Source organism: Rhodococcus sp. RCBS9, assembly GCF_029457415.1.
Classification (GTDB): Bacteria; Actinomycetota; Actinomycetes; order Mycobacteriales; family Mycobacteriaceae; genus Rhodococcus_F; species Rhodococcus_F qingshengii.
Window position 1 is genome coordinate 2,132,552 of the sequence record NZ_CP120422.1, and the last position, 24,042, is coordinate 2,156,593.

Annotated in this window: 26 protein-coding genes; 15 read left to right on the forward strand and 11 right to left on the reverse strand. The window is 61.6% G+C overall.

The annotated features are described in order from the left end of the window. Nucleotides 1–49: 49 nt before the first annotated feature. Complete coding sequence (locus tag P0M12_RS10185; protein ID WP_003943075.1) at nucleotides 50–526, forward strand: OB-fold domain-containing protein; 477 nt, start codon at nucleotides 50–52, stop codon at nucleotides 524–526. After that, complete coding sequence (locus tag P0M12_RS10190; RefSeq protein ID WP_030536146.1) at nucleotides 523–1,713, forward strand: lipid-transfer protein; 1,191 nt, start codon at nucleotides 523–525, stop codon at nucleotides 1,711–1,713. Before P0M12_RS10185 ends, P0M12_RS10190 begins: the two co-directional genes overlap by 4 nt. Before the next feature lie 30 nt (nucleotides 1,714–1,743). Here P0M12_RS10190 and P0M12_RS10195 read toward each other — a convergent pair whose 3' ends face one another. Next, the gene (locus tag P0M12_RS10195; protein ID WP_064075045.1) at nucleotides 1,744–2,550 is read right to left on the reverse strand and encodes an alpha/beta hydrolase; all 807 of its coding nucleotides are present in this window, start codon (nucleotides 2,548–2,550) and stop codon (nucleotides 1,744–1,746) included. Nucleotides 2,551–2,649: 99 nt separating this feature from the next. Here P0M12_RS10195 and P0M12_RS10200 point away from each other — a divergent pair, with 99 nt between their 5' ends. Then, entirely contained in the window at nucleotides 2,650–3,666 is a 1,017-nt protein-coding gene (locus P0M12_RS10200; protein ID WP_277377650.1) for a helix-turn-helix domain-containing protein, read from the forward strand. On the opposite strand, the gene P0M12_RS10205 is transcribed toward P0M12_RS10200, so the two are convergent. Both P0M12_RS10205 and P0M12_RS10210 read right to left on the reverse strand, forming a co-directional pair. After that, nucleotides 3,651–4,358 carry an ankyrin repeat domain-containing protein gene (locus P0M12_RS10205; RefSeq protein WP_277377651.1) on the reverse strand — a complete coding sequence of 236 codons (708 nt, stop codon included), beginning with the start codon at nucleotides 4,356–4,358 and terminating at the stop codon, nucleotides 3,651–3,653. The two genes, P0M12_RS10200 and P0M12_RS10205, sit on opposite strands and share 16 nt — an antisense overlap. Before the next feature lie 50 nt (nucleotides 4,359–4,408). Continuing rightward, the gene (locus tag P0M12_RS10210) at nucleotides 4,409–5,119 is read right to left on the reverse strand and encodes a FadR/GntR family transcriptional regulator (protein WP_231782657.1); all 711 of its coding nucleotides are present in this window, start codon (nucleotides 5,117–5,119) and stop codon (nucleotides 4,409–4,411) included. A gap of 216 nt (nucleotides 5,120–5,335) precedes the next feature. On the opposite strand from P0M12_RS10210, the gene P0M12_RS10215 reads away from it, so the two are divergent. The 5 genes from P0M12_RS10215 (at nucleotide 5,336) to P0M12_RS10235 (ending at nucleotide 12,909) form a co-directional block, all read left to right on the forward strand. Beyond that, complete coding sequence (locus P0M12_RS10215; protein ID WP_058038379.1) at nucleotides 5,336–6,775, forward strand: aspartate ammonia-lyase; 1,440 nt, start codon at nucleotides 5,336–5,338, stop codon at nucleotides 6,773–6,775. Then, nucleotides 6,775–8,220, forward strand: coding sequence for an amino acid permease (locus P0M12_RS10220; protein ID WP_007730398.1), 1,446 nt, complete (start codon nucleotides 6,775–6,777; stop codon nucleotides 8,218–8,220). The genes P0M12_RS10215 and P0M12_RS10220 overlap by 1 nt, the downstream gene beginning before the upstream one ends. Before the next feature lie 15 nt (nucleotides 8,221–8,235). Beyond that, nucleotides 8,236–9,198: an asparaginase gene (locus P0M12_RS10225; protein ID WP_007730395.1), complete on the forward strand. Its 963-nt coding sequence runs from the start codon at nucleotides 8,236–8,238 to the stop codon at nucleotides 9,196–9,198. A 175-nt stretch (nucleotides 9,199–9,373) separates the two neighbouring features. Then, nucleotides 9,374–12,073 (forward strand): LuxR C-terminal-related transcriptional regulator, encoded by a 2,700-nt coding sequence (locus P0M12_RS10230; protein WP_231782659.1) that lies wholly within the window; start codon nucleotides 9,374–9,376, stop codon nucleotides 12,071–12,073. A gap of 14 nt (nucleotides 12,074–12,087) precedes the next feature. Further along, the gene (locus P0M12_RS10235; protein ID WP_003942972.1) at nucleotides 12,088–12,909 is read left to right on the forward strand and encodes a hypothetical protein; all 822 of its coding nucleotides are present in this window, start codon (nucleotides 12,088–12,090) and stop codon (nucleotides 12,907–12,909) included. Here the strand turns inward: P0M12_RS10235 and P0M12_RS10240 are convergent. Genes P0M12_RS10240 through P0M12_RS10250 form a run of 3 tightly spaced genes read right to left on the reverse strand, consistent with a single transcriptional unit; the run spans nucleotide 12,901 to nucleotide 15,986 of the window. Beyond that, the gene (locus P0M12_RS10240; protein WP_221742254.1) at nucleotides 12,901–14,601 is read right to left on the reverse strand and encodes a SulP family inorganic anion transporter; all 1,701 of its coding nucleotides are present in this window, start codon (nucleotides 14,599–14,601) and stop codon (nucleotides 12,901–12,903) included. The genes P0M12_RS10235 and P0M12_RS10240 overlap by 9 nt on opposite strands. Further along, on the reverse strand, nucleotides 14,598–15,311 hold the full coding sequence (locus P0M12_RS10245; protein WP_277377653.1) for a GAP family protein: 714 nt from the start codon (nucleotides 15,309–15,311) through the stop codon (nucleotides 14,598–14,600). The genes P0M12_RS10240 and P0M12_RS10245 overlap by 4 nt, the downstream gene beginning before the upstream one ends. Before the next feature lie 15 nt (nucleotides 15,312–15,326). After that, nucleotides 15,327–15,986 (reverse strand): GAP family protein, encoded by a 660-nt coding sequence (locus P0M12_RS10250; protein WP_003942903.1) that lies wholly within the window; start codon nucleotides 15,984–15,986, stop codon nucleotides 15,327–15,329. Nucleotides 15,987–16,246: 260 nt separating this feature from the next. Between P0M12_RS10250 and P0M12_RS10255 the strand changes: the two genes are divergently transcribed. Then, on the forward strand, nucleotides 16,247–16,459 hold the full coding sequence (locus tag P0M12_RS10255; protein WP_003943015.1) for a hypothetical protein: 213 nt from the start codon (nucleotides 16,247–16,249) through the stop codon (nucleotides 16,457–16,459). Between the two features lie 95 nt (nucleotides 16,460–16,554). On the opposite strand, the gene P0M12_RS10260 is transcribed toward P0M12_RS10255, so the two are convergent. Then, nucleotides 16,555–16,971, reverse strand: coding sequence for a hypothetical protein (locus P0M12_RS10260; protein WP_003943077.1), 417 nt, complete (start codon nucleotides 16,969–16,971; stop codon nucleotides 16,555–16,557). 275 nt (nucleotides 16,972–17,246) lie between these two features. Here P0M12_RS10260 and P0M12_RS10265 point away from each other — a divergent pair, with 275 nt between their 5' ends. Then, entirely contained in the window at nucleotides 17,247–17,399 is a 153-nt protein-coding gene (locus P0M12_RS10265; protein ID WP_007730382.1) for a hypothetical protein, read from the forward strand. Nucleotides 17,400–17,453: 54 nt separating this feature from the next. Here P0M12_RS10265 and P0M12_RS10270 read toward each other — a convergent pair whose 3' ends face one another. Together P0M12_RS10270 and P0M12_RS10275 are read right to left on the reverse strand one after the other, a co-directional pair. Then, a complete protein-coding gene (locus P0M12_RS10270) occupies nucleotides 17,454–18,125 on the reverse strand; it encodes a cation transporter (RefSeq protein ID WP_230793198.1) in 672 nt (223 codons plus the stop codon). Further along, nucleotides 18,125–18,469 (reverse strand): metalloregulator ArsR/SmtB family transcription factor, encoded by a 345-nt coding sequence (locus P0M12_RS10275; RefSeq protein ID WP_007730375.1) that lies wholly within the window; start codon nucleotides 18,467–18,469, stop codon nucleotides 18,125–18,127. Before P0M12_RS10275 ends, P0M12_RS10270 begins: the two co-directional genes overlap by 1 nt. A 124-nt stretch (nucleotides 18,470–18,593) precedes the next feature. Between P0M12_RS10275 and P0M12_RS10280 the strand changes: the two genes are divergently transcribed. Next, complete coding sequence (locus P0M12_RS10280; RefSeq protein WP_003943026.1) at nucleotides 18,594–19,364, forward strand: acyl-ACP thioesterase domain-containing protein; 771 nt, start codon at nucleotides 18,594–18,596, stop codon at nucleotides 19,362–19,364. Here P0M12_RS10280 and P0M12_RS10285 read toward each other — a convergent pair. Further along, nucleotides 19,355–19,951, reverse strand: a complete 597-nt coding sequence (locus P0M12_RS10285; RefSeq protein WP_030536161.1) for a CHAP domain-containing protein — start codon at nucleotides 19,949–19,951, stop codon at nucleotides 19,355–19,357. The genes P0M12_RS10280 and P0M12_RS10285 overlap by 10 nt on opposite strands. A 131-nt stretch (nucleotides 19,952–20,082) precedes the next feature. Between P0M12_RS10285 and P0M12_RS10290 the strand changes: the two genes are divergently transcribed. The 4 genes from P0M12_RS10290 to P0M12_RS10305 all read left to right on the forward strand — a co-directional run bounded on the left by P0M12_RS10290 (nucleotide 20,083) and on the right by P0M12_RS10305 (nucleotide 23,283). Continuing rightward, a complete protein-coding gene (locus P0M12_RS10290) occupies nucleotides 20,083–20,598 on the forward strand; it encodes a toxin-antitoxin system HicB family antitoxin (protein ID WP_007730367.1) in 516 nt (171 codons plus the stop codon). A gap of 65 nt (nucleotides 20,599–20,663) precedes the next feature. Further along, nucleotides 20,664–21,539 carry a hypothetical protein gene (locus P0M12_RS10295; RefSeq protein ID WP_277377654.1) on the forward strand — a complete coding sequence of 292 codons (876 nt, stop codon included), beginning with the start codon at nucleotides 20,664–20,666 and terminating at the stop codon, nucleotides 21,537–21,539. Nucleotides 21,540–21,553: 14 nt separating this feature from the next. Then, complete coding sequence (locus P0M12_RS10300) at nucleotides 21,554–22,495, forward strand: ATP-binding cassette domain-containing protein (RefSeq protein ID WP_064443578.1); 942 nt, start codon at nucleotides 21,554–21,556, stop codon at nucleotides 22,493–22,495. Continuing rightward, entirely contained in the window at nucleotides 22,492–23,283 is a 792-nt protein-coding gene (locus P0M12_RS10305) for an ABC transporter permease (RefSeq protein ID WP_054780764.1), read from the forward strand. The genes P0M12_RS10300 and P0M12_RS10305 overlap by 4 nt, the downstream gene beginning before the upstream one ends. Here the strand turns inward: P0M12_RS10305 and P0M12_RS10310 are convergent. Beyond that, on the reverse strand, nucleotides 23,238–24,032 hold the full coding sequence (locus P0M12_RS10310) for a 2-phosphosulfolactate phosphatase (RefSeq protein WP_218747941.1): 795 nt from the start codon (nucleotides 24,030–24,032) through the stop codon (nucleotides 23,238–23,240). The two genes, P0M12_RS10305 and P0M12_RS10310, sit on opposite strands and share 46 nt — an antisense overlap. Nucleotides 24,033–24,042 lie beyond the last annotated feature (10 nt).

Below are 24,042 nucleotides of genomic sequence, written 5' to 3' on the forward strand. Positions count from 1 at the left end.
GCGGGCCCACGATCCCCCGGATCAGGCTCGCCAACCAGATGAGGATTGCATGAGCGAGACTGCAACGCCGGCGCCGAACGGGAGTGTGACGCCTGCAGTAGAGGGTTGGTTCACCACCGGCGACGAACCTGCTCTGATCGGCACGAAGTGCCAATCCTGCGGCACCATTTCCTTCCCTCGTGAGGCGACGTTCTGCAAGAACCCGAGCTGCTTCAGCGAGGAGTTCGACGACGTGGAACTCTCCCGCCGCGGCACTGTCTGGTCGTACACCGACGCGCAGTACCAGCCCCCGCCGCCGTACATCCCGCGCTCGGATCCGTACGAGCCTTTTGCTCTCGCAGCAGTCGAGCTGCCCGAGGGGATCGTCATCCTCGGCCAGGTGGCCGACGGATTCGGCGTCGACGATCTCAAGGTCGGCAATACCGTCGAATTGGTTGTCGAGCCGCTGTACACCGACGAAACCGGAGTACGTACGACGTGGCGCTGGAAGCCTGTCGCCGCAGCTGATCAGGAGTTGCAGTCATGAGCAAGGACGTCGCAGTACTCGGTGTCGGTATGCACCCCTGGGGCAAGTGGGGGCAGTCGTTCGTGAAATACGGCGTTGCGGCCGCTCGCGCCGCGCTCGCCGATTCGGGTGTGAATTGGCAGGATGTCGACTTCATCGTCGGCGGCGAGACCGTCCGCAACGGGTACGGCGGATACGTCGCCGGAGCCACCTTCGCGCAGGCACTCGGCTGGAACGGCGCTCGCGTCGCCACGTCGTACGCCGCGTGTGCGACGGGAGCCCAGGCACTCGACACCGCTCGCGCACGAATCCTGGCCGGCCTCAGCGAAGTTGCCCTGGTCGTCGGCGCCGACACCACGCCGAAGGGCTTCCTCGCTCCCGTCGCCGGTGAGCGTTGGGACGACCCGGACTGGCTGCGCTTCCGCCTCATGGGTATGACCAACCCGGCGTACTTCGCGCTCAACGCGCGTCGTCGCATCGACCTCTACGGCGCCACCGCGGAGGATTTCGCCAACGTGAAGGTCAAGAACGCCAGGCACGGGCTGAGCAATCCGAATGCGCGCTACCGCAAGGAAGTCACCGTCGAGAACGTGTTGGCCTCCCCCGTGGTGTCCAATCCCCTTCACCTGCTCGACATCTGCGCGACGTCCGACGGCGGCGCCGCAATCTTGCTGACGTCGATGGAATACGCCCGCAAGATGGGCATCGCGGAACCTGTTCGCATCAAGGCTATTTCGACGGTCACGCCGACGTTCCCCCAGACGATCATGGACATGCCGAACTTCTCCACCGATTCCAGTTCCGCCGTTCCCGCTCCGGAGCGCACGTTCAAGGAATCCATCGGCTACGCCGCATACGAAGAAGCCGGGATCTCTCCCGAGGACGTCGACGTCGCCGAGGTCTACGACCTCGCTACCTCGGTGGAACTGGACTGGATCGAAGACCTCGCGCTGTGCAAGCGGGGCGAGGCCGAGCACCTTCTGCGTGCGGGTGACACCAGTATCGGAGGCCGCATCCCGGTCAATCCGTCCGGTGGTCTCGCGTGCTTCGGCGAAGCCGTTCCCGCACAGGCACTTGCGCAGGTGTGCGAGCTCACTTGGCAGCTTCGTGGACAGGCCGAAGGCCGTCAGGTCGAAGGCGCCCGCATCGGTATCACCGCCAACCAAGGTCTGTTCGGACACGGCTCCTCGGTAATCGTTTCCGCCTGACCCTGTTCTACTTTCGTGGCGGTCGCACACTCACCCGTGAGCGGCCGCCACGATCACGTCTGCCACTGCCCCTGGCCGGGAAACCAGCGATGCGTGCGAGGTCGGGAGTTCGCTGGTGTTCGCGCCCATCCGGTTTGCCATGAACCGCTGCGCCGATGCTGGGATCACGCGATCCTCACCGGCAACCAGATACCAGCTCGGTGTGTTCGCCCACGACGGTGGCCCGCCGAGCTCGAGGTTCGCCCACAAAGCCGCAGACTTCTGATGCGCCAACATCGTTGCCGCTGTCTCGTCGGAAACATCCTGAGCGAAGACGGAATGGAAATACTCGTCCGTGACGTAGCCGTCGACGTTCTTCCCGCCGATCGCGTGAGGATCGTCGACGATCTTCAATCCCAGAGCCGGAGGAAGCAATTGGCTGCCAGGAAACCTGATGGGATCGATCGTGATCTGCACCGGCTCACCCTGAACCGGAGCAAACGCCGCGATGTACACCAACGACTGCACCTTCGGGTCGTGAACATTGGTGATCACCGCGCCGCCGTACGAGTGACCGACGAGCACGACAGGTCCGTCGATGTCCGCAACCGTCTTCTCGATCACGGACGCGTCGTAAGCGGGCCCGCGTAGAGGATTGTCCGGCGCCACGACGCGATAGCCACGCGAACGTAGGTCGGCGGCAACGCCGTCCCAACTGGTCGCGTCGGCAAAAGCGCCGTGGACGAGAACGACGGTTGGCTTGGGGCTCGCCACCGCAGCGCCGGAGCCGAAGATCACTCCGGCCGCGACTGTCATGAGCAACGCCAGAACTGCGGTGAATACACGTGAGATCTTCATGCGTTTCCTTCACTCTCGTCGAAAAGCGAGAAACTGCGGTAAGCCGGGACACGCCCGTTTCGATCCTAGAAATACCTGCTGCGACGGACGTGACTGTCCGTGCAGACTTTTGAGCTCACACTGCACAACTTCTGGTTGAGCGTCCGCATCGCGGGGTATCAGGGCTGCATGGCTTTGCTCCTGGATACTTCCGTGTTGGAGCCTGACCAACGCGCGGACGCCTTTGTCGACGCGATGGGTCGTGCCTCGGTCCCGTGTGCAATCCACTTGGAGAACCCGGAACGGGTGAGCGCGAGAATGAACGTGTGGAACCTCGGTGCAGCATCACTGTTCCGCTCCGAGTCGACCGGTATGCGGTTGACCCGAACACCACGTCACGTCCGGTCCGCGTCGATGCCCGTCCTTGCGATTGCCCTGCAGGAGATCGGGATCGGCCATCTAGATCAGCACGACGAACAACGCAGAGTGCCCGCCGGGGAGCTGTTGATGACGGACCTGACGTCGACCTACGATTTCTCCTGGCCGGGAACGGGCGCTTCCCAGTGCCTCTACGTTCCGATGGATCGGCTGGGACTGCCGATCGACACCGTGCGGGACGCAGCTACCCGGCCTCATCACAGCAATCTGTACCCCGTGATGATCGCGCACGTTCGTGAATTGTTCCGCAGCGCCGCTCTGTTGGAGACCGATCCTGCCGCCGAACAATTGGGCGAGGCCTCGATCGAACTCGCACGTGCTTTGGTCGCTTCGATCGCACTTGCGAATCCTGACGCATCCGCTCCGAGATCGGCCCTTGCCATGACTTCGATCCGTCGATACATCCGTGAACACCTTCACGATCCGACACTGAATCCCGCACGAATTGCTCACGCCCACAACATCTCACTGCGACAGCTGTACAAGATCTGCTCGGACAACGAATTCCGGCTCGAACAGTGGATCATCACCCAGCGCCTGCAGAAGGCTCGGGACGAACTGGCTCGACCCGCTACCGTCGATCTGCCGATCGCGACCGTTGCGCACCGGGCGGGGTTTGTCGACGCCGGACACTTCAGCCGACGCTTTCGACAGGCCTACGGGCTGAGCCCGACTCGTTGGCGTCAGCTCCGCGATTGAAGCAGCGCCACAACGTCTGACTGACCACGACTTTCGGCATTGTCCAACGCGGTCTTCCCCGATGCATCCCGGATCGAGGGATCTGCCCCCGCGTCGAGAAGCTGAGTGATCACGTCGATATAGCGCGCCGAACCATCGCCGTACACAACGGCTTCGAGTAGCGCCGTCCACCCGGGATCGTTGACGTGATTGACCGGAACCCCGGCAGCGATCAGCATCCGGACGCTCTCGACATGCGCGTGTTCACTCGCGGGAATCAGCGCCGTACCGCCGTAACGGTTCACGCTGTCGACGTCCGCGCCGTGGGCGAGCGTGAGCGCCAGAATCTCGTTCAAACCCTCGGCTCCGGAATACAGGAAGGCCGAATCCTGCATGGAATCCTTCGCGTTCACGTCTGCTCCGGCAAGAATCAACGTAGAAGCCGCGGCGACGGCGTCGTTCTTGGTGGCCTCGACGAGTGGAGTCCGTTCGCCCTCGCCGCGAGCTTCGATGTTCGCGCCCGAAGCCAGGGCCGCGGTGATCGCTGCCGGATCATTGCGGTCCACCGCATCGAAGAGTGCCCGTTCGGATTCCGGCGTCGATGGCGGCTTTACGCCCGTAATCGATACAGCTGCCGTTGTCGTCGCTGACGCGGCGATCGTCGACGTCACCGGGGTGTCGGACGAACTGCAGCCGGCCAACGCCCCGGTCACTGATACCGCGAGGATAACGCAGACGAGGACAGACCTACCCGGAAGCGCCGTCACGGCGGATTACTTTCTTGGACAAGAGTTTCAAGCGTCATCCTGACGGCGTCCAGATGTTCGGCCATCGCCCTGGAGGCGTGGTCGTAACTGCCGGATGCGATTCCTTCGACTATTCGTTCGTGTTCCTCGTTCGACCTTTCCTGGCGACCTGCAACAAGATTGAGTGTCTCGGACTGCCTTGTCAACGCTTCACGAATATCGACGATTACCGACTCGAAGACCCGATTCCTACTGGCTTTCGCGATCAGTCCGTGGAACTGCGCATCGAGTGCGACCCATACGAGCGGATCATCCTCGTCACGCATCTGCTGGACCAGTCCGCGGAGGGCCGTCAACTCCTCCGCTGTGTGCCGTTGGGCAGCCCACCCTGCGGCCGGAATTTCGACATGCGGCCGCGCTTCGACCAACTCGTTGGCCGCGTAGCTGCCGAAGTCGAGGTCTCGCGCTATCGAATCGCTGACGACGAAGGTGCCGAGCCCGGATTTCGTCTCGGTGAGCCCGAGGGCATGGCACGAGCGCAGGGCTTCACGGATGACCGATCGACTGACCCCGTGTCTTTCGGCCAGGGACGCCTCGGACGGGAGACGCTCTCCGACTGCCAGTTCGCCGGAGGTTATTGCGGCACGGAGGTCGGCGAGAACCGCCTCGGCAGCACTCACCCGCGAGGCGACGGGTCGCCTGGTGGCCCAGCTGTCTGACAGGTTCATGCCGTCATTGTTGCGACTGCCGAAGACCCGCGTCAAACATCGCACCTGATGAAGGGTTGACGTGCCGGAGTGAGCGAGGTAACAATTACACCTGTCAGACAGCCTGATAGCCCGATAGCAGGGCGGGACTACTACTCGACCGTCAGCGCTGCGATCCCGAAATACACCCACCGCGCAGAGTGATGCTTGCGCGAAGAGACACGAGGAATTGATCAAGTGCTCGAAACGCGAACAGAACACGATCTGCTCGGCGATCGCGAGGTTCCAGCCGATTCGTACTGGGGTATCCACACCTTGCGCGCAATGGAGAACTTCCCGATCACTGGTCGAACAATCTCCACGAACCCGCATCTGATCCGCGGCATCGCTTACGTCAAGTGGGCCGCAGCCAGCGCAAACGAAAAGCTGGGCATCCTCGACCGCCCGCGCGCGGAGGCCATCTCACAGGCATGCAAGGAGATCGTGGACGGGCGGTGGCACGAACAGTTCGTGGTGGACGTCATCCAGGGTGGCGCCGGCACGTCGACGAACATGAATGCGAACGAGGTCATCGCCAATCGCGCGTTGGAAATCCTCGGCCACCAGCGCGGCGACTACGAACGGCTTCACCCCAATGAACACGTGAACCTGAGCCAATCGACCAACGACGTCTACCCCACGGCCGTGAATATCTCGACGATCTTCGCGATCGATGACCTGCTGGATGCACTTCTTACACTCCAGAACGCATTCACGACCAAATCTCTTCAGTTCGCCGACACAGTGAAGATGGGACGCACCCAACTGCAGGACGCCGTGCCGATGACCCTGGGTCAGGAGTTCGGGACCTACGCGGTCATGATCGAGGAGGATCGGGCGCGTCTGGCTGAGGCCGCTCTTCTCGTTCACGAGATCAACCTCGGTGCGACTGCTATCGGCACTGGCCTCAACGCACCCGCCGGCTACGCCGAGGTGGCCTGTTCCGACCTGGGCGCACTGACCGGACTGCCGCTGGTGTTGGCAACGGATCTTGTCGAAGCGACCCAAGACGTGGGCCAGTTCGTCCACCTCTCCGGCGTCCTCAAGCGGGTCGCTGTGAAGTTGTCCAAGGTGTGCAACGATCTCCGGCTGCTCTCTTCGGGCCCGCGAGCCGGATTGAACGAGATCAATCTTCCACCGGTGCAGGCAGGTTCGTCGATCATGCCGGGCAAGGTCAATCCTGTCATTCCCGAAGTCCTCAATCAGGTCGCGTACGAAGTCATCGGCAACGACGTGACGATCACGATGGCTGCGGAATCCGGTCAGCTCCAACTCAACGCTTTCGAGCCGATCATCGTGCACTCACTGTCCGAAGGAATGCGACACCTCGGTGCGGCTTGCCGCATTTTGGCGGACCGGTGCGTACTCGGCATCACGGCTAACACTGAACTGCTGCGCGCCCGAGTCGAAGACTCCATCGGCCTCGTCACCGCGCTCAACCCCTACATCGGATATACCGCGTCCACTCGGATCGCCCAGGAGGCGTTGATTTCCGGGCGTCGCGTCGCAGATCTCGTAATCGAAGCCGGCCTGCTCGACCGCGAGGAACTCGATCGGTTGCTCAGCCCCGAACATCTCGCCAATCTCCGCGTTTCGGGGGAGAAGCCTCATGCCACCGCTGTTGCGGAGGAGGTTTGATGACCGTCGAACGGGAAGAGACAGGCCGCGCCGAAGTTGCCACTGAGGAGGATCTCGGATATCAGAAAGCGCTCGGCCCCAGACAAATTCAGATGATCGCGATCGGTGGTGCGATCGGAACCGGCCTTTTCATGGGGGCGGGAGGGCGACTACAACAGGCGGGCCCGGCCTTGGTTCTCGTGTACGCGCTGTGCGGATTCTTCGCGTTCCTGATCCTGAGGGCACTCGGCGAACTGGTGATGCACCGACCGACCTCCGGATCCTTCGTTTCCTACGCACGCGAATTCTTCGGCGAAAAGATGGCTTTCGCTGCGGGCTGGTTGTACTGGATGAACTGGGCAATGACTGCCGTGGTCGACGTCACGGCTGTGGCGTTGTACATGAACTTCTTCAAAAAGTACTGGGCGCCACTGGGACACATCGATCAGTGGATGTTCGCTCTGATCGCGGTGTTGCTGGTTCTCGGACTGAATCTCGTGTCCGTGAAAGTCTTCGGAGAGTTGGAGTTCTGGTTCGCGTTGATCAAGGTCGTGGCCTTGACCGCATTCCTCGGGTTCGGTGTCTATTTCGTACTCTTCGGCACGCCCATCGAAGGGCATTCCTCCGGATTCAGCCTGATCGCCGACAACGGTGGGCTGTTCCCCAACGGAATACTGCCGGCAGTCGTGGTGATTCAGGGCGTCGTGTTCGCCTACGCTTCAATTGAACTCGTGGGGACCACGGCTGGAGAGACCGAAAATCCCCGGAAGGTGATACCCAAGGCGATCAACACAGTGATCATTCGGATCCTCGTCTTCTACGTGGGGTCGGTCCTGCTGCTCTCACTGTTGCTCCCGTACACCGAATACCACGCCGGTGAAAGTCCATTCGTCACATTCTTCGGTTCGATCAACATCCAAGGCGCAGATGCGATCATGAATCTGGTCGTTCTCACGGCGGCGTTGTCTTCCCTCAATGCCGGATTGTATTCGACCGGACGAATACTCCATTCGATGGCGACGGCCGGTTCGGCGCCTGCCTTCGCTGCCAGAATGAACAAAGCCGGAGTGCCGTACGGGGGAATCGCACTCACCGGCGTGGTCATCCTGTTCGGCGTCGGGCTCAATGCTGTTGTCCCAGCGCAAGCCTTCGAAATAGTCCTCAATCTTGCGGCACTGGGCATCATCAGTGCATGGGCGGTAATTGTGCTGTGCCAGTTGAGGCTCTGGCAACTTGCGAAACAAGGCAAAGTCACTCGCCCTTCCTTCCGCATATTCGGCGCACCGTACACCGGGATCGCGACACTGGTCTTTCTTGCGGTCGTTATCGTGTTGATGGCATTCGACAACCCTGTTGGAACGTGGACCGTCGGATCCATCGCGATCATCGCACCGCTCTTGATGATTGGTTGGTACGCCGCCAGGAATCGTATTCGCGAGTTGGCCATCCACCACCCCGCAGCTTGACGTGAAAGGACCACAGTGTCGAAAGTCGCAGTTGTCACTACCGGTGGCACCATCGCCAGCACCCGGGATGCGCATGGAATCAGCCGGCCCGCAATCACCGGTGCAGATCTGGTCGGCAACGAGCAGACCGACATCGAGCTTCGAGTCGTCGACGTGATGTCGAAGGACAGCTCGAGCATGACCTTCGCGGACATGGATCGTGTTCGCGACGCCGTAGCCGATCAATTGAAAGATCCCGGACTCGACTCGGTGGTCGTGCTTCACGGCACCGACACGATGGAGGAAACTGCGTTCTTGTTGGACCTGCACCACGACGACCAACGCCCGGTGGTCTTCACCGGCGCGCAGCGCACTTTCGACCATCCCGAATCCGACGCTCGTTCGAATCTCGCCGCGGCGATCTCAGCCGGACTGGACATCTCGTCACACGGGCGTGGTGTCCTCATCGCCTTCGGCGGTTCGGTCCATCCAGCCGCAGGTACGCGAAAGTCCGATACGACGGCACTCGATGCCTTCCGCCGCGTGCACATCGATCCGCTCCTGCTGCGCACGCCAGAACCATTGCCGTGGCATCCGATTTCGGATACCCGCGTCGACATCATCGCCGTATATCCCGGGGCAGACCGCGTACAGATCGACGCCTGCGTGCACGCCGGGGCGCAGGGACTTGTTCTCGACGGACTCGGTTCGGGAAATGCCAATCCGACGATAGTCGAGGCCGTACGAGACTGCGTAGGCGCTCACATTCCGGTAGCCGTGACAACTCGGGTGCCCTCGGGGCCAATCTCCCCGGTTTACGGTGGCGGTGGTGGCGGGCACGACTTGATCGCCGCAGGCGCTGTATTTTCCACCGATCTTCGAGCCGGGCAGGCACGTGTACTTCTGGCAGCCTTGTTGTCAGATCCGGATCTCGTGGGCCTGGAAAAGGTATTCGACCGCTATTCGAGGTTTGCTCGCACCCCGCCGTTCGGGCGGTAGAACTGGCGACACCATTCATTGTTCGAAATTCACTCCGCTAAATCAGGGACTTTGGTCCGAATATTCGACTTGGACGCTTATTTGGTGTCCGAATTGGGTAGTTTCACATCATCTAACTCGTTCAAAATTTCGATCCAGCGGTCACGTCCAGTGCAGCCAGTCGAACAGGAGTCGGATGAGCAGCCCATTTCGTGATGCCGCTGCAGTAACGCTCGACGCGTCTCACCGCGTCGGGCAAGCACACGTGCCAGGCGCCGCACTCAACGGTCGTTTTCACCCGCCAACTGCCGTGAAAGGACTGGTCGCGCGTCCGCGCCTGCACCGCAAACTCACCGCATCCACTGCCACCAAAGGCTCAGGCCCCGGGCCTGTCGGGTTGCTCTCGGCTCCGGCCGGTGCGGGGAAGACCCTACTTCTGGCCGATTGGGCTCGCGAATATTCTCGAGCCTCCCCTGATGTTGCGCTGGCCTGGCTGACGTTGGCCGAGCGCGACAACAACGTGTCGATACTGTGTGAATCCCTCGCCGAGGCGATCGCGACCTCCGCCCATGCGGCCGGCCAGAGGCTCCCCGTGCAGACCGGATCCAGGCCGCCCGTCGAGCAGTGGCTCGCGCACTTTGCGGAAACCCTCGAAACGCACGAGCGCCGAACAACGTTGATCCTCGACGACGTTCACACCCTCCACGATCCGATGTCGATCGGTCTCCTCGATCGGATACTCACACAGACCCCGGGCAACCTGTCGATTATCGTTGCCGCCCGCTACGAACCACCGCTCACGTGGCATCGTCTGGCTCTCGACGGCCGACTCACCCGCTTTGCATCCACCGATCTCGCTTTCGATCGCTCCGAGATCACCGCGATATTCGGCGAGTACGACATCACGCTGCGCGACGACGAACTCGCAATCGTCGAGAACTTCACCAAGGGGTGGGGCGCCGTCGTTCGCCTGACCGCCGCGTTTCTGGCCGGCCGCAGTGACATCGGCGATGCACTGGACGAGTTCACGCACACACCCCGCCCGATCGCCGACTTTCTCGTCGACGAGGTACTGACGTCCTTGCCCGAACATGTCACCTCGTTCATGTTGCGAACATCGGTAGTCGATTCTTTCTCCGCCCAACTGGCGGAAACTCTGACGGACTCGAACGCTCGATCCGAGATCGACTCGCTGATTCAGTTCAACTTCCCCGTGACCCGCACCGATTCCGCCGACCACACAACGTGGTTCAGCTATCACCCTCTCTTGCGCGAGCACCTTCGGGCAGAGTTCCGTCGCGTCGATCACGTCGAGAGAAACCGCGTACACCTGCGAGCAGCAAGCTGGTTCGAAAGCAATCACTTCGAACTCGAGGCGCTCGAACTCGAGGTGTCGATCGGAGACCCATGCCGCATTCTCGCGTTTCTCGAACGCTGCGGGCTGGGCCTCGTACTCGACGGGCACTGCGGGGACGTCGTGCGAGTCCTGGAATCCGTGTCGACGCAGGTCTCGGAATCCCCGATCACCCGACTGGTGCTGGCGGCGGCCGCCCTCCACTCCGGTGACGTGACCTCGGCGACCACGTGCCTCGATCTTCTCGAGGCAACTCATCCACCGATTGCAGAAGATCCATTGTTCCTGGCGATGAGCCTGGAAATCTCCTGCGTTACGGCGACTTCCGACAACGAGCCGCTGGCGGCACGTCTGGAGCGGCGCCAGAAAAGCACCCACTCCGACATCGAAGCCTACGCACACATGGAATTGGCGACGGCACACTTACTGCGACGTGAGTTCGACAGGGCGACTGTCGAATACACTCAAGCCGTCGCACTCGGGACAATACGGGGCAGGGCGCGATTCGTCTTGAAGTCGCTGACCGGACTGGGCTACGTAGCTTCTCTCAGCGGAGACATCGGGGCGATGAGGGCTCACTCCGTCTACGCTCTCGACTACGCGGTCGAACATCGCATCACGACGACTGCGGAGTACGAGTTGTCCGCGTCGGTGGCCGCCTTTGCCACATATCTCTGCGCTTCGAGCGAACTCCCGTACCGCATCCCGACAATCGGAAACTACCGGAGCACAGACGTTCTCGGCGCCAGCGCGCCGGTGTTCGGGTGGCACTCCGTCGTAACCTTCGGCCTTCACAGTCTCGACGGCTCGACCGACCGACGCTCGACCGCCGCCGATGTCCGCGACGCGATGCTCAGCGCGATCGAATTACGTACCTTCGCGTTCGCGACCTTGGCTCTTCTACCACCCGTCGTCCACGCATGCCTTTCCGTCGGCGAGGTGGAATGGGCAGCGAGACTCGTGCGTGACGCAGCCGATCAATTCGGAGAAACGTCGGAGATACATCTCGCACGGGGTGCCGTCGCCTTCTCGTCCAACAAGTTCGCGGAAGCACTCGTCGAAGTTTCCGAAGCTCTCGGGTCCTCCGAAATCCCGTTGCTCGCACATCACGTCTACGCCTGGACACTCGAAGCCGGGATCCACGCTGCAACAGGTCACGAGCGCAAGTCGTTTCGCTCCCTCCACAAAGCGCTGCGCGCCGCGGAAGCCGGTAGCCTGCTACGCCCCTTCCTCGACTACGGCGCATCCCTGCGGCCGGTGTTCGACGAGTTCAGTGGACATTTCGGCGATCAGGAAGCATTTGCCGAACAGGTACGTAGCCGCATTCGCCCACAAGAATTGGTGAGTGCACCGATCCTCACGCCAGGCGAATACACCGTGCTCCGTGAACTGGCTTCCGGAGACACCACCGAGTCCATTGCCGACACGCTGTTCCTTTCCGTCAACACCATCAAGACGCATCTTCGCGGGATCTATCGCAAGTTGGAAGTGAGCAACCGACGCGACGCGCTCAAGGCTGCGCGACGCGGCGGACTCATCTGAGCAAGACTGCTTCCATGCCCCCGAAGCTGTATTCCGATACGCGCGATCGATTGACCGTGTGGGCGAGACGTACACCCAGTCGACGGTTGGCGACTGATGCAACCATCGGGGTCTTCGAAGTCGGGCTCGTGGACAGCGCCATGACTTTGGCGGCCCAGGCCTTTACGTCATTGCTCCCGGTCATGATTGCAGCGTCGACCTTGGAGAAGCTGAAGCCGTTGGCTGATGCCGCCAAAGACGACCTCGGCGTCCAACTCCCCGACACCGTATTGACCAGTACCTCTACCGCGGCAGCGTTCGGGATTGTCGGCTTGCTCATGCTGCTGATCAGTTCCACGTCCTACGCTCGCGCTCTCGGCCGGATGTACGGACGGATCTGGAGCGTGCCGACGGCGACACTCCGTCAGGCGTGGCGGTGGTTCGCGGTAGTGTGCGTCGTGGCCGCGTCGGTGGTCGGTGCGGCCCTGTGCCGTGAACTGAATGGTGTTCCGGGAGTAGGCAGAGTCCTGGAATTCACAGCGGTCTACGTCGTGTGGGCACTCGTGTGGACAGCCGTGCCCATGCTGCTGACGGCCAATCGCATGACCACTCGAATGTGCGTCGGGTCGGGATTGCTCACCGCGACGGGCCTGACCGGACTGCACGTGGCCGGCACTCTTTTCCTCCCCCGAATGACAAAGACGTCGCAGGACGAGTTCGGTCTTCTGGGCGTGATGTTCACCGTCATCGGCTGGCTGTTCATCTTCTCGGCCATCGTGGTTGTCGCGTCGTCGATCGTCGGATCAGTGGCCAAAGATTCCGGTCCCCTGGGAATCTGGCTACGGACATCACGCTGAGGTGTTGTCTCGACCTGCAAGCGCTTGCGAGACGGTCGGATAGACGTCGACCTTCAGCGCGCCCTGGTCGGCACCGGACAGAACGTCGCGGAACTGCCCGATGTCGCGTGCCACTCGGAAGCTCACATTCCTGCGTGCCAACGAATCTCGAAGCTGAGCCAACATCTGCGCAGCGCTGACGTCGATGAACGGTGACGTCTCGGCGTCGAGAACAACCATGGTGGTGTCGGCGGTCACCAGACCGGTGATCTGATCACGCACGTGATCGGCATTGGCGAAGAACATCCCCGCTTCGACCCTGACCACTACGACGCCGTCGAGTGTTTTCAGATCAGGATGCCCACTGATGTCGACCCAGCGCGTGCCGTCCTTGGCCAGAGCGGCCACGTGCGGTTTGGAGACCCGATACAGGAGCAGCAACATCGAGACGGCGATTCCGATGATCAGACCGGGCAACGTGTCGAAGAGGAGAACCCCGAACATCGCCGCGATCGCCGCCGCGAAATCGGCCCGGGCAGCGTGCCCGTAGATACTGCCCAACCTCTTCGTCCACACCCGGTACAGCGCTGCGAGGGAGGAGAAATCGACCAGTTCGATCACTGCTGCGATGACCACAGCCGAGAGCGTCGCCTCTGGCAACTTCTCGAACAGGCCGGTGAGAAACAGCAGTGTCACCAGCGTCAGCGCCGCGACCACCAGTCCGCTGACCTGAGATTTGGCGCCCGCTCCTCCGTTGACGGCGGTCTTCGACAGGCTGCCGTTGACCACCATTCCCGAGCAGAGACCCGATCCGAGATTGGCCGCACCCAGTCCTGCCAGTTCACGATTGGCGTCGATGGTGTAGCCGGCCTTGGCCGCGTATGTCTTTGCAGCGCCAAGACCTTCGGCGAAACCGATGAGCAGAACGCCGACCGCCGGTCCGACCAGGTCGAGGTAGTCCTCGGCTCCCACACCACTCGGCAGACCCATCGACGGCAGGCCCGAGTCGATGTGTCCGACAATGTCGATGCCACGATCGTCGAGGCCGAACAACGCTACTGCGGTAATGCCCAGCAGCACGACGAGGAGCGAACCCGGTACGAGCGGAAGCCATCGCTTGACGCCCAGGACCATTGCCAGGCTGAGCAATCCGATGATCACGGTCGGTAGGTCGACCTCACCCAGTTCCTTCACCACTGTCCACGTCTGGACGAAGAAGTTTCCCTCCCCCTTGTCCACGCCCAGGAGTTTGGGTACTTGACCGATGATGATCGTGAGCGCCAGACCGACGATGAATCCCTTGAGAACCGGCTCGGAGATGAAGGACGCGATGAATCCGAGGCGCATGAATCCTGCGAGCAATCCGACGAGCCCGGTCACGATCGCCAATGCCGCCGACAGCGCGATGAATCGGCCGTCGTTTCCTGAAGCCAATGGCGCAATCATCGCCGCGGACAACGCTGCGGTCGCCGACATCGGCCCGACGATCAGATGGCGCGAACTGCCGGCTGCTGCATACAGAATCAATGACGGAACCGCAGCATAAAGCCCGACCACCGGCGGAACTCCGGCGATGGTGGCGTACGCGAGCGCTTCCGGAACAAGGACAGCCCACACCGTAAGGCCCGCAATGATGTCGGGGCGAAGCCAAGCGCGTTGATAGTCGGACAACGATCCGAAGACCCACCAGGTCCGCGTGTGCGGAGCACTCATAGTCCTTGCACCCCTTTACTGATCTGCATCGCCGCGATCAGGACGAGGAGCCCGACGTTCAGCAAGTGCGTGTTGGTGGCTATCCAGGTGCGGATCTTCAGCAGCGGTTCGGTTGCCTCGTCCTTCTTGATCAGCAGGAGGGCAACAGGTACCGCGACCGAGGTCACGGACACCAGCGAGAAGATCACGGCCGAGACGATCTGCGACGTCGGTGCCACGGTGCTGAGACGAAGGTTCATCGCTGCTGCGATGGCACACGACATGTCGATGGGGTTGAGAACGAACAGCGCGAAACCGAGCACACCGGATCGCATTGGTTGGAAGTGCTCAACCGATTGCAGCATCTTCGGCAGCTGAGGGGCCGCAGCCACAACGTCGCCAGGGGCAACTGCAGCCGCCATCGCATGAACCCCGCGACGACTGCGTGAGTAGACGAACCAGGCACCCGCCAGCAGAGTTGCCCCGAGAACGAGATGGATGATGGGCACCCACAGCGGAGGGTGTGTGCGCTGATGAACCTGGAGTGCGGTCAAGATGACGTACGAACCGGCCAGCGCGACAACTATTCCGAGATACCACCCGATCAGGTACGCAATGCTGTTGATACGCGCTCGTTCGGAAAAGAGTACGGCCACAACGGCGACAACCGCCAGCGGGCTCATGATGATCCCGAGCGCCAGCGGGATCTGTTGCAGTAGCAGCGATCCCATAACTACCTCCAGTTGTCAGAGACCGCCGATGCCCTTGCCGATGAGAACAACACCGATAACCAGGATCAACACACTCATCACCGTGGCGTTGTTGTCCTGCAACCACACCTTCAGCTTGGCCAGCGGACCACGCAGTCGCTCCGCGGCAACGAGGTAGCCGATCACGGGCACGCACACTGTGCAGGCCGCGATGATCGTGAAAACCAGAATGGCGACAACAACTTCTCCGGAGCCCAATGACGCGGATCCGATAGAGATTCCGGCCGCGATACACATCATCAGATTCTTCGGATTGATCGCAGCCAGAGCGAAGCCCAAGCCGAGGCCTTTGACAGCGGTCATGTCATCGATGGCGTGCATCCACTTCGGGGTTTCGTGCTCGCCTCCGCGTCCGCGCCATTGCTTGACTCCGAACGCAAGAAGCAATACACCCAACGCCAGCTTGATCCACGACACTGTCGCTGACGGATCACCTTCGGAGTCACCGAGCTTGCTGGACAGAAGCACGAAGATCACGGTGGCGACGACGATTCCCAGTATCCAGCCCAGCGCGAACCCGACGCTCGTGCTGCCGGCACGCTTGGACAACAACATCAAGATTGCCGCGATGATCGGGATCGGCGATACCGCAACGCCGACCGCGAGGGGTAACAGATCCCCGATGACAGATCCCATGCCGACCTCTTCTCTCTCTCCCGGTCGACACTAGGGGTGGCGACTCTACGGAGCCTCACACAAAAGGGATGAACGGACCCGCGACGACATTCACCCGTAGGGGATGACGCCCCGAGCGCGTACGGGAGTAAGACTGGATCCCACGGATGCGGAGTCCTGGATCGGGCAGCGACGCCGATTGCACTTGACGACATGCGATTTCGAGGCTCGGAGCGCTGCCTTCTCGAACCTCATGGCCCTACGAAATGGAGCGGATACTGATGAATGCTCCCACTCGGTATCAATTCCTCATCGACGGCGAAGTGTCGGACCGCGTCAAGGCCGCATTTCCTGAACTCAGTGTCGCCAGTGCCGCCGGCGGGTTCACCAGTTTGTACGGACCCGTCGCGGACCACACGGCTATGCGGAGCATCATGGCCCGTCTCGATTCCCTCGGCCTGACCGTCGCCGAAATGCGTCGACTCCCAGACTGATCCGAGCCACACCCTGTCGAAATGTCCCACGCACGAGCGATGGTCCCGACCGAGTCGACTCGGTCGGGACCAACTGCTCTCGGGTTGTTCGGTGCCTAGACTCTGTCCCTGTCCCAGGTCGCGACCGCCCAGATCACAACGACATCGAGCGCGATGACCAGGATCGACCACAGTGGGTAATACGGCATCCACAAGAAGTTGGCGATGATCGAGAGCGACGCAATGACGATTGCCGCCGCCCTGGCCCACACTGCACCGGTGAAGAGGCCGAGGGCCACCACGATCCCGATGATGCCCAAGATGATGTGGATCCAACCCCACGTCGTGATGTCGAACTTGTACGTGTAGTTGATACCCACGACAAACAGATTGTTGTCGGCAACGGCCGCGATGCCCTGAAGCAGAGCGACAATGCCTGCGGTGAGCAGCAGAATTGCTGCTGCAAACGTCGTACCTACCGCGAAACCCTGCCGGACAGGGTGATTCGCGGGTTCCCGCGGTGGAGCAGTCATCAGCGTTCCTTTCGACAGAATGCACTTCCCTTACTCAGTCTCGAGGGGCTGGAAGGCGAAAACATCACCCGTCGCGGATGAACCGCAGGTCACCGACCCGTACCCGCTTGCCGGGATCGCAAACCTAACCGAGCACCCCTTTCACCGAGTGAGCACCCTCTCTGACGCGCTGCAGACGGTGTTCACTCAACTGAACCTGTGCTCACTCAGCAGCAGCCGCACTCGTCATCGCTCTCCGACACGTCTTCGACGTTCAGCCGGGTGGGTGGACGCGGATGCATGACCGCTTCACGGTTACGGCCCCCTTCGGGGCGCTCGGACACCTGGCACTGAGGTTGGCTGTCGGCCCGTATCTGCGGCGCCTTCTCGAGCAACGCGCCGCGCACATCAAGGGCCGCGCAGAAGTCGGCACGCCTTTCATCGAGTGAACACCCGCTCTGACGCACCGCAGCGAGTGCTCACTCGACAAAACCTGTGTTCACTCAGCAGCAGTCGCACTCGTCACCGCTCTCGGGCACAGCCACAACCGGGCAGCACGGATCACCCTTCCACGCGTTGATGCCTTCTTTCACCGCGATGACGGCGATGACCAGTGCAGCAATCGGATCTGCCCACGACCAGCCGAGTACCGAATTGAGCAGCAAACCGACCAGCAAGACCGCAGAAAGGTAGGTACAGAGGAGCGTCTGCTTCGAATCCGCGACCGCCGACAGCGAACCCAACTCCCGACCTGCTCGGCGTTGCGCATAGGACAGGGCCGGCATGATCGCCAAACTCACCGCAGCCAAGAGTATTCCGACGCTCGTGTGCTGAGCTTCCCCCAGACCGAACAGCGACCGAATCGCGTCGAACGAGACGTACGCAGCGAGCCCGAAGAACGAGAATGCGATCACTCGCAGTGCCGTCTTCTCACGGCTCGTCGGATCCGGCGCCGAGAACTGCCAGGCAACAGCTGCCGCCGAGGACACTTCGATCACCGAATCGAGGCCGAAACCGAACAGTGCTGCGGACGACACCCGTGTGCCCTCCGCCAGCGCGATGATCGCTTCGACGACGTTGTAGCTGATCGTGATCGCCACGAAGATGCGAATTCTTCTCGACAAGAGCGCACGCCGGTCAGTCGAGAGCCCGACACCGTCAACGGGCGCAACCATCAGCAGCACCCCTCTGATTCGCTGTCCGGGCAGTACGACGGATCCACCGCGAGTACGACCCCGAGCAGGTCGTCGAGGGCCCGACCGATATGTACATCGGCGAGTTCGTATCTGGTCCGGCGCCCTTCCGGGACGGCCACCACCAAGCCGCAACCGCGCAGGCAAGCCAGATGGTTGGACAGCTTCTGCCTGGTCACAGCCAGTGTTTCAGCGAGGTCGGACGGATACCGCGGGGCGGTCTTCAGTTCGAGCAGTATCCGTGTCCGAGTCTCGTCGGACAGTGCATGCCCGAACCTCGCAAGCACCGCCACGTTGGTCACCACATCTACGCCCTCGATATCCATACGTGCGACAGTACATCGAAAACTGGATTCAGAAAACGATGAACTCCGATGGTTCAAGATCCCACCATCGGGTAACGCAAGCGTGAAGCCACCCAACCAAGCGAACACCGGGAGCCCACATCCGATGAACCGTACAAAAGTCGACGACCACGTAGCGATGGCCGAACTACCGACAACCGGAAGCATCTTCCAGGCCTCGTGGCCGGTGCGTACGGGTGACATCCACACCGACAAACAACTGCGCCTCGACGCGATCGCGCGCTACCTCCAAGACGCGGGCTTCGACAATCTCGTCGACCGCGGCGCCATGGATACACACCCGCTGTGGATGGTACGAAGAACGGTGATCGATGTACTCGAACCGGTCGTCTGGCCGGATCGAGTTCACCTGCAGCGCTGGTGTTCAGGCCTGTCGAACAAGTGGTGTTCGATGCGAGTTCGCATCAGATCCGATGGCGGCGGGTTGATCGAAACCGAGGCGTTCTGGATCAACATCGACCCGAAGACGGGAATGCCGGCATCCATCAGTGAGAAGTTCACCGCCGCCCTCGCATCGACGGCCGTGGACCAGCATCTTCACTGGCGTCGGTGGATCGACCCGACCCCGGACACGACGCCGTCAGCGGATACGCCGTTCCCGTTGCGCTCGAGCGATTTCGACCCCTTCGATCACGTGAACAACGCAATCTACTGGCAGCCCGTGGAAGATGCGCTGCCCGACAGATTACGAAGCGGGCCCTTTCGCGCGATCCTCGAGTACACCCAGCCCATCAAGAGAGGTGAGCAGGTGAGCGTGCGAACCGGCACGAACACGCTGCACATCGACGCAGGCGACGAGGCACGTGCGTCGGCGCGGTGGTTCGCCTTGTCTCCGAAGAGCAACGATCAGGGGTGAAGTTTTCCGAATCCCACGACGGCAGAGTCGGATTGCCAGTCCAGATCATGAACCCGCACCTTGCCGAACTCGTTGCCGCCAACCGTGATCGCAGAGTTGCCGTCCACTGCCACAACGATGTTGGTGTGCTGACCGACCCATCTCGAACTGTCGTAGATCACCACATCACCCACGTTCGGGGTGTACCCGCTACCGTTCTCGGCGTACGCGCCGATCCCTTGGTAATACTCCTGCAAGGTGTACACCCCCGGGATGCGCCAACTTCCGGAGTTCGGGTTGGACAACGGTCGACCGGCTTCCCTCATGATCCAGCTGACAAAGTCGGCGCACCACTCTTCGTCGATGCCGTCGGAATAGAAGGTGCCCGGACGGTCCTGCTCATGCTCGGATTGCAGTAGCTCGAGCACCCGACCTTGATCAGACGTGAGCGCACTCGCGTCCACCGCCGGGAACTCAGCCGTGTCCCAGGGCAGGTACCGCGATGGTGCGATCGCGACGACCACCACCCCAACCACGATCACGACGCCGAGCACCCCGGCAATCCAGAGCACGATGCGGCGTCGGCGGTTCGATTCGGCAGGACTCACCCTTACGAGTGTGCCAGCCTGCCGCGGACCGAATCGCCAACCACCCCGATGACCTGGCAATTCTCACCAAATTCACACGAATGTGCCACCAAACTATTGCGGTGGCACCAAAGTGGTGCCATAGTGATGCCATGGACTTGACACCGTACGTAGACAACCTTCGCCACGAACTCGCGGTGGCGGCCGAAGCAGGCGGAGAAGACGCAAAGGCACTCGCCGATCGTTTGACCGCACCGCTGGAATCAGCAGTGCGACTCACCCTTCTCGACGCATTGTCTGCGGCAGCCGCCGAGATCACGCGTGACCTCGCCCCGGGTTCGGTGGACCTGCGCCTGCGGGGACGCGAACCCGAATTCGTGGTGGCACCAGCCATCAGTGAACCGGTTCCAGCCCCCGTCGAAGAGGACCCGACTCCGGCACCGCGCCCCGTCACGGAGTCCGACGACGCCTCGATGACTCGAATCAACCTGCGGCTGGGGCAAGACCTCAAAGACCGGATCGAGGCGGCGGCCCGGGAAGCCGGGATCTCCGTCAACGCGTGGCTGGTTCGCTCGGCTGCAACGGCTCTGGAAGGCGGCGCGAACAGAAGCACTCCGAGACAGCGCACGTCCCAAGGTTCCGAAAGCTTCAGCGGCTGGGTGCACTGACACCGGCTTCATCTTTCGCACCACCCTCTTTCATCAACCGAGACAACCTCATCGGGAGTATCACCATGCCTACATTCAGCACACCTGACCCCATCACCTTGAACTTCGACGTGGCAGTCGGACACATCCGGATCACGGCGAGCAGCCGCAACGACACTGTCGTGGAAGTGTTGCCCAGCAACTCGTCTCGCGAGGTCGACGTTCGAGTCGCCGAACAAACACGCGTCGAATTCGCAGGTGGCCGGCTGCAGATCAAGACTCCGAAACAGCGCGGCCTCGGCATCTTCGGGAAGACAGGATCTGTGGACATCTCCGTTCAGCTTCCCTCCGGCTCGGAACTCGAAGGCACTGCCGCAGTTGCCAACCTCCGTAGCGAAGGCACTCTCGGACGATCACGGGTGAAGGTTTCCGCGGGCGATTGCACACTGGAAACCACCGGGCCGCTCAACATCAGCACCGGGGCCGGCGCGATCATCGTCGAGCACGTGGCCGGTGACATCGACACGAGCACCGGGTCCGGAAGCATCCGCATCGGCCGCGTCGACGGCAACGCGGAGGTCAAGAACTCCAACGGCGACATCAACATCGGCACGATCACCGGCGCACTGAAGGCGAAGACCGCCAACGGAAGCGTCGCCGTCGAGCATGCCGAATCCGATGCGAGCGCCGCAACCGCCAACGGCGACATCCGTTTCGAGACCATCGAGAGTGGAGTCGTATCCGCCAAGACGGCCGCCGGACGAATCCATATCGGCGTTCGATCCGGAACCGCCGCGCGATTCGACGCTCATACGTCCTTCGGCCGCGTCGACAACCAGATGAATGCCACGCACGGTCCGGCTTCCACTGAACGCCGGGTAGACGTCCGGGCACACACCAGTTACGGCGACATCGTCATTCGACGTTCGGAGCCCCGAGAAGAATCCAACAAGAAGATCTAGCGAAAGGAACGCTGATGTCCCGTAAACCAGCCATCACCGCGACGGGCCTGAAGAAGGCCTACGACGACAAGACGGTACTGGACGGAATCGACATCTCCGTCGACCGCGGAACCGTCTTTGCACTCCTCGGCCCCAACGGCGCCGGCAAGACCACCATCGTGGAAATCCTCTCGACCCTCGTTCCCGCAGACGGCGGCGACATCCGCATCGCCGGGTACAACCCTTCCGACGATCCCGACGCGGTGCGTTCGCGCATCGGCGTCACCGGGCAGTTCTCAGCAGTCGACGACTATCTGTCCGGTGAGGAAAACCTTCTCCTCATGGCCGACCTGCACCATCTCGGCAAGGACGAACGTCGAACGCGCACTGAAGAACTCCTGAAGAAGTTCGATCTGATCGACTCCGCGGACAAGCTGGCGTCGACCTACTCGGGCGGCATGCGTCGACGGCTCGACCTGGCAATGACGTTGATCGGACGACCGGAGATCATCTTCCTGGACGAGCCCACCACCGGCCTCGATCCCCGGAGCCGACGCACCATGTGGCAGATCATCCGGGAGTTGGTCGAGGGCGGTGTCACCATCTTCCTCACGACCCAGTACCTCGAGGAAGCTGATCAACTGGCCGACCACATCGCCGTCCTCGATCAGGGACGGATCGTCGCCCAAGGTACGGCAGCGGAACTCAAACGGCACATCCCCGGCGGCCACATTCGTCTTCACTTCTTCGACCGAGATCAGCTCGATTCTGCTGCAGCTGTTTTCGACGAATCATCACGTGACGATGCCGCCTATGTCCTCCAGGTCCCCAGCGACGGGGGTGTCCGCTCGCTGCGCTCTCTTCTCGACCAACTCGACGCTCACTCGATCGACGTCAAGGAACTCTCCGTGCACACACCCGACCTGGACGACGTGTTCCTGACTCTGACCGCCACCGAAAGGACCGACGCGCGATGACCACCATGACGCTTGCCTATCAGGACTCGAAAACCATGCTGCGTCGCAGCATTCGACACATCCTTCGATATCCGTCGATGACGGTGATGCTCGTCGGAATGCCAGTCGTTTTCCTACTGCTGTTCGTCTACGTGCTCGGCGGAACGCTCGGGAACGGCCTCGGCCCCGGCGGTGGCGGTCGAGCCGAGTACGTCAATTACGTTGCACCGGCGATCATTCTGATGACCGTGGCATCAGCGGCACAAGGTACTGCCATCTCCGTCGCAACCGATATGACCGCCGGGATCATTGCACGATTCCGAACGATGGCGATCACGCGCACGTCCGTCCTGACCGGTCACGTTCTCGGCAGCCTCCTTCAGACGATCGTGAGCCTCGTTGTCGTCATCGCCGTAGCGATAGCCGTCGGCTTCCGGCCCACTGCAGGCTTCGTGGAGTGGGCCGCGACGTTTGCACTCCTCGTCCTGGTCTCCATCGCCATGATCTGGTTGTCGGTCGCCTTCGGCCTCGTCAGCAAGAGTGTCGAGACGGCCAGCAACCTTCCAATGGTGTTGATCCTCTTGCCGTTCCTGGGAAGCGGCTTTGTCCCCACCGACTCGATGCCGACCGTGTTGCGATGGTTCGCCGAGTATCAGCCGTTCACTCCGATCATCGAGACTCTTCGAGGACTTCTTCTCGGCGAAGCCATCGGAAACAACGCGATACTCGCGATCGGATGGTGCGTCGCAATCACCTTCCTCTCCTACCTCTGGGCACGGAGTTTGTTCAACCGACGCCCGGTGCGCTGACCTCGAAACACACGATCTTCGAGAACAGGTACGGTGTCGCTGTCGTCGAGTTCCGAGGCGATGGCGACGTCGTGTGGAAACCCCATGACGATCAACTCGCGCCCTGAGGCGCAGTCCCGTAACCGTTCCTCGTACGAATCCGACACCGCCGTCCAGGCAGTCGCCGCCATCTGCGCCTCGGGCGATGGGGACCCTTCCCAACCAGTCACGGTCAACGCCGTGACAACCGCACCGGCGCCCCACAGATCCTCCACCGCCGGACGCAACTCTCCACCGGGCCACTTTTCACCGGACGCGACTATCGCAACCCTCGATCTCGAACCATGTTCGTGCACAATCCAATCAGCGACGGCGGAAGCGTTCCTCAACGAAGCGCCGACACACACCGCAACCTGAGATGCCAACGCAAACGCGATAGTCGACCCGTTCGGCGACGGCAGCACCAGCCGACTCGGCACCTCGGCTTCGCGAATCGTCTTGGGAGACAGACTGATCTGACCCTCCGCGGCTACGCTTCGCCTCACCGCCAGGACCGCATCGGCATCACGCGCGTAATCGAACGCGCGCTCGTCGTTCCAGGAAAAGGGAAGTACGTCGATTCCCGCGTCGGCGGCAACGCTCAGCGTCGTCGTGAACGAGAGAACGTCTACCACCACTGCCACATCGACGCCGGCAGCAATCGCTTCGGCGCCGCGCAACCCCCAGTCGAATCGAAGTCCGTAATCGAGTTGGCGATGCTCCGGATTCATCGCACCAGCA